The sequence below is a fragment of the Flammeovirga sp. SJP92 genome (assembly GCF_001583495.1).
Lineage (GTDB): Bacteria > Bacteroidota > Bacteroidia > Cytophagales > Flammeovirgaceae > Flammeovirga.
The window spans coordinates 142,966-151,846 of sequence record NZ_LQAQ01000014.1 but is presented as its reverse complement, the minus strand read 5'-3'; the positions used below and the strand labels follow the sequence as shown (position 1 = coordinate 151,846).

Sequence of the window (8,881 nt, the reverse complement as noted above, 5' to 3'; positions counted from 1 at the left end):
TCTTCGTTAGATTTTTATCGCGTAACTAAGGCTATGCTCTGCAAATCTGCCTTGATTAGAATAAAAAATATTAAACTAAAATCATCCCTTTTCTTCTGTCACAGTACTTATTCTGAAACTAAGAAAAAAACAGAAGACATAAAAAAAGGGAGTGATATTTTTCAATCACTCCCTTCAATGAGAATCTTATTTCAAGATGAATTCTCTTAGTTAGCCGGACCTTGGGCATTCCCATGGTTTTTGACAGAACCAATACCTGAAGCTTCCATTTTGATATACTGTTCAGCATTTACGTGCATGCTTCCAATACCATTACATTCTGCTTCCAAATCCCTAACTACAAAATCTTTGGCCATTACTTTACCAACGCCATTACATTCCATTGTAGCTTTGTTGGCTTTTCCTTTCAGGGTGATCTGACCTACGCCATCAAACTCAAGATTGAATTTTTTGGCAGATAATACCAATTCGGTATCACCTACACCTGTATATTCAAAATCAAGCTCGTTGAACTTCAAATCGTTGTCACATGACATTGACCCAACCATTGAAGTTTCGATTTTCTCCAAATCAACAAACTGTACATAAAGTACCACTTTTTTTGTTTTTGAGTTGGACGATTTCTTTTCTTCTCCGTCTTTTTTATTTCTAAATTCAATGTGGTTTCCTTTTTGAGTTACAGTAACCTCATTGACATACTTTTCTTTTCCTTCAATAAAAGCTTTGGCAACGTCTCCTTGTTTGAAGACCACGTCAAACTCACCAATGATTTCAATGGAGTTGAAATCCTCCACTTCAATTTTTTTAGTGATTTGTTCTTTTTGAGCAAAAGTTGTGGAAATAGAAATTAAAATGACACTCGTAAATAATAGTAATTTGTTCATGATGAAAGTAAAAGTTTTCTTTTAAAGACAAAAGTGAATTAGAATAGTTGCATCAATATAGGAATTTATTTTACGAGTTCTTCAAAGTTCATTTCAAAAAAAATGTATTACCCTTTCAAAGGGTAATACATTGAGTAAAGAAAAATAGATCAAAAACTTTTACCTGTTTTTATAAAAAATCTTTGGTTTAGGTTAATAGCTACTTTCAAAACTATACTTTGTTACAATTCGTTTGTTATTCTTCTATTTCTTAAAAAACGTGTTCAAATAGTCATAAAAAAAGCACCACATTACCATAATGTGGTGCTTAAAGATGTATTTCTAAAGGATGAATTATCTCATCTCTTTGTATTTGTTGATCAATTGATTCGTAGATGAATCATGAGAAGCAACTTTATCATCGTTTTGTAATTCAGGAAGAATTTTGTTCGCTAATTGCTTACCTAATTCTACACCCCATTGATCAAAACTGAAGATGTTCCACATTACACCTTGTACAAAGATTTTGTGCTCGTACATAGCGATCATCGCACCCAATGTAAATGGAGTTAACTTCTTGAATAAGATTGAGTTTGTAGGACGGTTACCTTCAAACACTTTGAATGTCTTTAATTTCTCAATCTCTTCGTCTGATTTTCCAGCCGCTTTGAATTCAGCAACTACAGTTTCCTCAGATTTACCAGTCATCAATGCTTCAGTTTGAGCAAAGAAGTTAGATAATAACTTAGGATGGTGATCACCGATAGGGTTTTGAGAAACTGCAGGAGCAATAAAGTCCGCAGGAATCAATTTAGTACCTTGGTGGATCAATTGGTAGAAGGCGTGCTGACCGTTTGTACCTGGCTCACCCCAGATGATTGGACCAGTTTGGTAGTCTACAGGATTACCCGCTCTGTCTACATATTTACCATTAGACTCCATATCACCTTGTTGGAAATATGCCGCAAAACGGTGCATATACTGATCGTAAGGAAGTAAAGCGTGGCTTTCAGCGCCAAAGAAGTTGTTGTACCAGATACCTAATACTGCTAAGATAACAGGAAGGTTTTCGCCGAATTCAGCAGATTTGAAGTGGTTGTCCATTGCGTGAGCACCTTCTAATAACTCCTCGAAGTTATCATATCCAATGCTACAAGCGATAGAAAGACCAATTGCCGACCATAATGAGTAACGACCACCTACCCAGTCCCAGAAACGGAACATGTTTTCAGGTGCGATACCAAACTCTCTTACTTTTTCTTCATTTGTAGAAAGAGCAACAAAGTGCATCATGATATGATTTTCGCTTTTTGCAGCTTCCAAGAACCACTCTCTAGCCGAGTTAGCGTTAGTCATTGTTTCTTGCGTAGTGAACGTCTTAGAAGCAATGATAAATAAAGTTGTTTCAGGATTTAAACCTTTTAATGTCTCAGAGATATGAGTACCGTCAACATTAGAAACAAAGTGAATATCGATGTTAGTCTTGTATGGTTTTAAAGCCTCAGTGACCATGAAAGGACCTAAGTCAGAACCACCAATACCAATATTTACAACATCAGTAATAGCTTTACCCGTATAACCTTTCCACTCTCCAGAAACTACTTTGTTTGTAAATTCTTTCATTTGGCGTTTTACGTGGTTCACTTCAGTCATTACATCCTCTCCGTCCACTGACATAGGAGCGTTTGACTGATTACGTAATGCTACGTGATAAACAGCACGATCTTCTGTTTGGTTGATATGCTCTCCAGCGAACATTGATTGAATACCTTCAGCTACACCAGTTTCTTTTGCAAGGTCAAGAAGTAGGCTGAATGTTTTCTCGTCGATGATGTTTTTTGAAAAATCAACAAAAATATCTTCGAACGTCAATGAAAATTTTTCTGCTCTATCTGCATCCGCACTGAATAAATCATTCATATGTACGTCTTTCATTTCAGCATAATGAGCTTCAAGTGCTTTCCAAGCGTTTGTTGAAGTCGGGTTTACTGTTTTCAACATGTTATATCTGCTTTTGTGTATTATTAATTTCTAAAATAATAGAAGCTTTTGCTTCAAGTCACAAAATTACGATTTCATAGGAATGACACAAGTTGATTTTACTCACACTTTTGTGATTTTACTTACTATTTTGATTTCAACGGATTGATAGGGGAAATAAAAAGGAAGAGAAAACAAAAAGAGCATACTTTTTATTCGTATGCTCTTTCTTATTTATATCATTTTTGATTCAATTTCTATTAATCTTCTGATTTTTGCATGTGTACCACTCGTTGAGGGAATGGAATCTCGATGTCAGCATTATCAAAGGCGATTTTAGCGGCCTCAGTCGTTTCAAAAAGAACGCCCCAATAGTCATCTACACTTACATGAACTCTTAATTGTAAATCTACAGAGCTATCACCAAGGTTTGTTACCCAAACTACAGGCTTCTCAGGATTGTCTAGTACTCTTTTGTCGTTATTTGCGAGATCAAGTAATATCTCTCTTGCCTTTTGAATATTGGCACCGTATGAAATACCAATTGGAATATCACATCTTACAAAACCTTCACGAGTAAAATTCTTAATAACACCACCTGCTAAAGCCCCATTAGGAATAAATACGTGTCTACGGTGTGGAGTAACAATGGTTGTTGCAAATAATCCAATGTCAGAAACAACCCCTAAATGACCTTGAGCGTCGATTAATTCACCTTTTTTGAAAGGTCTTAAAGTTAAAATTAAGGCACCGCCCGCTACATTGGCCAAAGAACCTTGAAGTGCTAAACCAATAGCTAAACCTGCAGAACCTAACATTGCAATAAACGATGTTGTCTCAATTCCTGCTTGGCCTATTGCTGCAACAACGATGATAACTTTTAGGATAATCTTTGTGATTGAAACTAAAAAATCTACTAAAGCCTTGTTGTCAGAGTATTTCTTTTTGACCTGAGTGGAAACAAAACTTCCAGCTTTATTGGCTATATAAAAACCAATAATTAAAATGGCTAAAGCTTGAAGTAGCTTAAAAGCATACTGGTTAACGAAATTGACAGTTGAAACTGTTATTACTTCTTGATATTGAGAGATTTCTTCCATTTGTAAGGTTATAATTAAAGAATAGATTGGGAATTGAAGAATTTACTTTCTATCTAATTTCTAAACGCAATGAAATATTCATCCATACGATCAACTAAGAATTTCAAAGGGAAAATCATGATTGTTTTTCAGAAAGAATTATTAGTTAAATGAAATATAAATTAATATTACCTGTATACTTAGATACTTAGATTGTATAAAATTAGAATTATTTTTCAGAATATTGTAACTGGAAAAAGAAAAAACATTGCTTTTTTCATTAAAAAACAAAGATTACATGTCAGATTATACAAACTTGGTAATTGAAGAGTTGCAGGAAGCACAGCAAGTGTTGACTCGTTTTTTATCAGATACTAATAATATAAAGGCAATTGAAGCGGCAGCAGATCTTCTTGTAAGTTCTTTTCAAAATGAAGGGAAGGTGATTTCTTGTGGAAATGGAGGTTCGCATTGTGATGCCATGCATTTTGCAGAGGAATTGACGGGAAGGTATAGAGAAGATAGACCATCGATAGGTGCTATTTCTATTTCAGATCCAAGTCATTTATCTTGTGTGAGCAATGATTATGGATATGAGTATGTTTTCTCAAGGTATTTAGAAGGAGTGGGAAGAAAAGGAGATGTGCTTTTTGCATTGAGTACAAGCGGGAATTCTCAAAACATAGTGAATGCCATCAATACTGCACACCAAAAAGGCATTAAGGTAATTGCTTTAACTGGAAAAGATGGAGGAAAAATGGCTGATATGGCTGATGTTGAAATAAGAGTGCCACACTTTGGTTTTGCTGACCGTATCCAAGAAATCCATATCAAAGTAATTCATATTATAATCCAGCTTATCGAAAAGAAATTAGGATATTAATAGGAATGACTAATACAAAAAGGACTTAAACGCCTGAGTCATCAAATTCAAGAGGGAGTTGTATCGAGAAAGTTGCACCTCCCTCTTTGTTGTTGAAGGCATTAATTTCTCCCTTATGTTGTTTGATAATGTCTTTACAGATCATTAAACCTAAGCCTAAACCGTCTTTTTTGGTGGTAAAGAAAGTCTCGAATAAATGATCTAAATCTTTAATTCCACCACCATTATCAATAATGCTTACCCCAACTTTATCTTTTAAAAGAGTTGTTCTGATAATAATTCGTCCACCTTCAGGAGTATGTTCTTTGATGGCTTGGAACGCATTGTCAATCAAATTGATAAATACTTGAGAAACTTTTCCTCCAAGGCAAATAATCTCTTCTACTTTGTGATCGTATTCTTTAACCACCTCAATCTCATCATACTTGTATTTTTTGTGCAAAAGGTTAAGTGTAGTATCAAGGTTTTCATGAACCATATACGGCTTGGGAAGACCATGATTACTTTTTACAACATTTTTCAGTTCAGCAGAAATATCCATAATCCTTTTCACACCATCTTGTATACCATCAAGCAACAGTCCACATTCTTCTAAATCCTCTATTTTTTCTTCATCAACATTATCCATTTCATTAAAAAACGTAAGGAACTCTGCTAATGTCTCTTGAATAGGAACAACGTTATTATAAATGAAGTTGGTTGGATTGTTGATTTCATGAGCTACTACAGCCATCATTTGTCCTAGAAGTGCTAATTTGTCGTTTTTCTCCAGCTGTTCAAACATCTTTTTAGATTGTTCCAACGCTTCCATCAATTCAATATTTTTCTCTAGGAGTCTTTCATTCAGTTCATGTTCCTCCAAAGCTTTCTGGTCAATAATTACTTTTTGCTTTTGGATTTCCTTGGCTTTTTCCTTGATTAGAATACTGAATTGTTTAAAACGTTTAGAACGTAAGTTGAGTAGATAAACAATAACAGCTAGAAGCACAAAAACAATAATCAGGGCTGTAATAAAGTACTGTTGATTCTGAATTTGATCGTTGGATATTTTCTTTTCAAAATACAGTTTGTCAATTTCTTTTTCTTTGTTGGATAGCTGAATAGAATTATCCAGCATTTGCGCTCTTCTCAACTTTTCACTGTCATTAAAAAGCTTGAGGTACTTAATATTATTTCTTAAAGCTTTGTTCTCTTTTCTAACTTTCCCTTTCTTTTTATAAGCTTTTACAAGAATTTCAGAAAATTGTAAAGCCTCAGCAATGGCGGGTAGGTTTTCTGCGATTTCAAGTCCTTTTGTAGCATATGAAATACATTCATCATAATGTTTGAGCCTATATTCTACTTCAGCTTTTTTGATTAGAATGCGTGCTTGTCCCAAAGGCTGTTGATGTTGAAGAAATCCTTCATAGGCTTGATCGTAATATTTTAAAGCCCATGAAAGGCTGTCATTTGAGCTATAGGTGTAGGTAAGGCCTAAATATTCAAAGCATTTATACTGTAATGATTCGTATTCTGTTTTCTGAGCTTCTTCCAAAGCCTTGTTAAACATACTACGAGCTAAATGAGGACTTCCACCTTCAAGAAACGCTTTTCCAATACTATAATCTGCAACAGCAATCCCTTCAGCATCATTAATAGCAACTCTTGCTTCTCTTGCTTTTTTATAATTATCAAGTGCTATATCATATTTCCCAGAAGAAAGCTGAATGTCTCCTAGGTTCATGTAACAATAACCCATCATATGGTTATTTTCCTCCTTAGTACTGATAATTAATGCTTCTTTCATATTTTTCAGAGCTTCGTATTGATTGCCTTGAAAATAAAAGAGGTTGCCAATATTGATATAAGCATATCCTTTTTGAGGAGTATCATTTAAAATATCAGATTGAAGTAATGCCTGTTTGTAATAGTCTAATGATTCAGTGTAGTTACCTAAATTACGTTGAGCTACTCCCATAAGATTGAGTACCTTGGCCGTATTTTTAAACTTTACATCAGATTTTGTTGCTTGTAATAATTCGTTTCCAAGTGTAATAGTTTTTTCTGGTTCTATGTCTCTATACTCCCACATCAAGTCAATCATGGTATCCCATTTTTGACCTTTAGAGAGGTTTGGTAACTCGCTTTTCAATTGCTCAATTTTTTTGTTTTGAGCATCTATCGTTGGTAATTGAAAAAGAGAGAAAATAAAAAGTATGCCTAAAAAGTTCTTCATATGACATGTTAAATAGATAGAACATCCTGATAATTCTATCTTTAAACGGTGTAATCAAACGATAAGTTAATAAACATTTTTATATCCATTAAATTTTAATTGTTAATCCTATTTAAGTTGAGTACATATTTGTTGCTTCCAGTGTTAAAAACTTTATAACTAATTTCAGTGGTTTGATTCATTTTTTCTCTTGTGTTAAGACCTTCATTCCAATTAAATGCAATAGGAGAGGTGTGATCGATTTTTTCAAATCCTAATTTTATAAAGCTCTCACCCATAGACCAATCAGAGTCAGTGTAGGTCATGATATCATCTGGAGAATATGTTTTAATGAAGTGTTTTAAGATCTTGCTTAACCCGCCTACAACCGTATGATAGTTGAGATTGCAATAGCGTATAAGTTCATAAGATTGATGAGGTAAACCATTTCTATCATTTATTTTTCTTTTTCCACTAAAGGAAGCCACAGCCATTAGTTTTTCACCTTTATAGAGTCCCAATTTGATTTTTGAATTGGGAGAACCACTGATGTGGTTTACTTCTATGAAGTCATTCAAAGTATGAACATCTATTCTTTTAACCTCTAAAGTTCTTGCAAAAATTCTATTAGTCACTCCCAATAAACCAGCAATTCTTGAAAGCACTGCATTTTGACGTGAATGCCAAACATCTCTCCAAAGGTGAATAATACGGTTTTCTGGGAATCTAGAATTAATTGAGCTAAGTAACTGTTCTGAATGCCACTTTTTGTGCTCTGGAATTGGGCTAATAAAGTGAATTTTTGTATTGATACTTTCAAGTGAAATGAAAATATAAGGGGATAAATCAGAATAGCGATCAATATGATATTTAATATTAGAAGTTTCTAAATAATTAAAAAGGGTCTTTAAACTTTCGACTTCTTCCTCCCTTGAGTTTTTATTGTGATTTATCATCTGTTTTGTTAATGTATGAAAATTACGTAATAAATGACTGCTTTTTTTATCATTAATATTGCAAGAAGGTTAATTTTTTGCTGAATTGTTTGTAATAAAATACGCTTACTATATATTTGTCTATTAAATATATAGGGTAATAGAATTATTAACCTTACTCTTGGTACTAGGTCAAAGGTAATTGAGATATTATGAATTCTTATCCATTTAAATTCTTTGAATATATTATTATTCAATTCATTGAATAATTAAGGATAGAAATTTCAAAAGCTCAAGTATATTTGCCGCAGTACTAAATAAAATATACGTATGAGCGAAGCAACGAATATACATCCGATTTTTAATTCTCTTTTATCAAGAGAGAAAAAACAAGAATCATTAAAACAAAAAGGTATTGTACTTTGGATGACAGGTCTTTCTGGATCTGGAAAAAGTACATTGGCTAGAGCATTAGAATTTGCTTTACATGATTTAGGTTACAATACCATGCTTTTAGATGGAGACAACCTTAGAACAGGCATTAATAGCAACTTAGGCTTCTCAGAGGAAGATCGTACTGAAAATGTAAGAAGATCAGCTGAGGTGTCAAAGCTTTTTGTTAGTTCAGGATTGATCACTATTTGTTCTCTAATCAGCCCAACAGAGGAAATTAGAGCTCAAGCAAGAGATATTATTGGTGAAGAAGATTTTTACCAAGTACATATAGATGCACCTTTTGAGGTGTGTGCGGAAAGAGATGTGAAGGGGCTTTATAAAAAAGCACTAGCTGGTGAGATTAAAAACTTTACGGGTTTGGATTCTCCTTTTGAAATTCCTGCTGACCCATTTGTAAGAATCCCAACGCATACTCAAACTTTGGAAGAGAGTTTAAAGCAACTACTGGATGCTGTTCTTCCTGTCATTAAATTATCAAACATCAAATAACT

General features: G+C 33.8%; 8 protein-coding genes. 3 read left to right on the top strand and 5 right to left on the bottom strand.

The window, feature by feature from the left end; translation table 11 throughout:
- Positions 1–210, top strand: a 210-nt coding sequence (locus tag AVL50_RS33470; protein WP_216639001.1) for a hypothetical protein, incomplete at its 5' end; no start/stop codon positions are given.
- Here the strand turns inward: AVL50_RS33470 and AVL50_RS01480 are convergent.
- The 3 genes from AVL50_RS01480 to AVL50_RS01470 all read right to left on the bottom strand — a co-directional run bounded on the left by AVL50_RS01480 (position 207) and on the right by AVL50_RS01470 (position 3,943).
- Entirely contained in the window at positions 207–884 is a 678-nt protein-coding gene (locus AVL50_RS01480) for a head GIN domain-containing protein (protein WP_062614702.1), read from the bottom strand. The two genes, AVL50_RS33470 and AVL50_RS01480, sit on opposite strands and share 4 nt — an antisense overlap.
- Before the next feature lie 333 nt (positions 885–1,217).
- Entirely contained in the window at positions 1,218–2,864 is a 1,647-nt protein-coding gene (pgi, locus tag AVL50_RS01475) for a glucose-6-phosphate isomerase (protein WP_062614701.1), read from the bottom strand.
- A 239-nt stretch (positions 2,865–3,103) separates the two neighbouring features.
- Positions 3,104–3,943, bottom strand: coding sequence for a mechanosensitive ion channel family protein (locus tag AVL50_RS01470; RefSeq protein ID WP_062614700.1), 840 nt, complete (start codon positions 3,941–3,943; stop codon positions 3,104–3,106).
- A 277-nt stretch (positions 3,944–4,220) separates the two neighbouring features.
- On the opposite strand from AVL50_RS01470, the gene lpcA reads away from it, so the two are divergent.
- A complete protein-coding gene (gene lpcA, locus AVL50_RS01465; RefSeq protein ID WP_062614699.1) occupies positions 4,221–4,805 on the top strand; it encodes a D-sedoheptulose 7-phosphate isomerase in 585 nt (194 codons plus the stop codon).
- 25 nt (positions 4,806–4,830) lie between these two features.
- Here lpcA and AVL50_RS01460 read toward each other — a convergent pair whose 3' ends face one another.
- Both AVL50_RS01460 and AVL50_RS01455 read right to left on the bottom strand, forming a co-directional pair.
- Positions 4,831–7,020 (bottom strand): tetratricopeptide repeat protein, encoded by a 2,190-nt coding sequence (locus AVL50_RS01460; RefSeq protein WP_062614698.1) that lies wholly within the window; start codon positions 7,018–7,020, stop codon positions 4,831–4,833.
- A 95-nt stretch (positions 7,021–7,115) separates the two neighbouring features.
- Entirely contained in the window at positions 7,116–7,955 is an 840-nt protein-coding gene (locus AVL50_RS01455; RefSeq protein ID WP_062614697.1) for a hypothetical protein, read from the bottom strand.
- Between the two features lie 309 nt (positions 7,956–8,264).
- On the opposite strand from AVL50_RS01455, the gene cysC reads away from it, so the two are divergent.
- Entirely contained in the window at positions 8,265–8,879 is a 615-nt protein-coding gene (cysC, locus tag AVL50_RS01450; protein WP_062614696.1) for an adenylyl-sulfate kinase, read from the top strand.
- Positions 8,880–8,881 lie beyond the last annotated feature (2 nt).

Coding starts and splice junctions, on each gene's coding strand:
- AVL50_RS01480 (WP_062614702.1), bottom strand. CDS start 884: ATGAACAAATTACTATTATTTACGAGTGTCATTTTAATTTCTATTTCC.
- pgi (WP_062614701.1), bottom strand. CDS start 2,864: ATGTTGAAAACAGTAAACCCGACTTCAACAAACGCTTGGAAAGCACTT.
- AVL50_RS01470 (WP_062614700.1), bottom strand. CDS start 3,943: ATGGAAGAAATCTCTCAATATCAAGAAGTAATAACAGTTTCAACTGTC.
- lpcA (WP_062614699.1), top strand. CDS start 4,221: ATGTCAGATTATACAAACTTGGTAATTGAAGAGTTGCAGGAAGCACAG.
- AVL50_RS01460 (WP_062614698.1), bottom strand. CDS start 7,020: ATGAAGAACTTTTTAGGCATACTTTTTATTTTCTCTCTTTTTCAATTA.
- AVL50_RS01455 (WP_062614697.1), bottom strand. CDS start 7,955: ATGATAAATCACAATAAAAACTCAAGGGAGGAAGAAGTCGAAAGTTTA.
- cysC (WP_062614696.1), top strand. CDS start 8,265: ATGAGCGAAGCAACGAATATACATCCGATTTTTAATTCTCTTTTATCA.